Source organism: Secundilactobacillus odoratitofui DSM 19909 = JCM 15043 (assembly GCF_001434895.1).
In the GTDB taxonomy this organism is placed as follows: Bacteria; Bacillota; Bacilli; order Lactobacillales; family Lactobacillaceae; genus Secundilactobacillus; species Secundilactobacillus odoratitofui.
Genome location: NZ_AZEE01000028.1, coordinates 1 through 491, shown reverse-complemented (window position 1 = coordinate 491; position 491 = coordinate 1). Strand labels below are relative to the sequence as shown.

The 491-nt window shown below is 50.1% G+C and carries 3 tRNA genes; all 3 read right to left on the bottom strand.

The annotated features are described in order from the left end of the window. Positions 1-59 precede the first annotated feature (59 nt). Positions 60-132: transfer RNA gene (locus FD04_RS05040), tRNA-Val, on the bottom strand. A 41-nt stretch (positions 133-173) separates the two neighbouring features. Beyond that, positions 174-245, bottom strand: a tRNA-Glu gene (locus tag FD04_RS05035). Between the two features lie 17 nt (positions 246-262). Beyond that, a tRNA-Ser gene (locus FD04_RS05030) sits at positions 263-354 on the bottom strand. Positions 355-491: the final 137 nt, after the last annotated feature.

Here is a 491-nt window from a genome sequence, read left to right as displayed (position 1 = left end):
ACTCGTGATCTCCTGCGTGACAGGCAGGCGTCCTAACCAGCTAGACCAACGGACCATCATGGAGGATACAGGGCTCGAACCTGTGACCCTCTGCTTGTAAGGCAGACGCTCTCCCAACTGAGCTAATCCTCCAAGAAGGTATATTACTTATATATGACTAATTAATTAGTCAATGACCCGTACGGGATTCGAACCCATGTTACCGCCGTGAAAGGGCGGTGTCTTAACCACTTGACCAACGGGTCATACAAAATGTTGTTGACGGAGAGTGAGGGATTCGAACCCTCGAAACAGGCTTAAACCCGTTTACATCATTTCCAGTGATGCTCCTTCGGCCAGCTCGGACAACTCTCCAATTAATCACCGACAAATGAGATTGTCATCGACAGTCTGATTAACTTTCAGTGTCCCAACAACTGAGCTTGTCGGTATATCGCGTGGCAACGTCCTACCCTTGCAGGGGGCGATCCCCCAACTACTCTCGGCGTGCT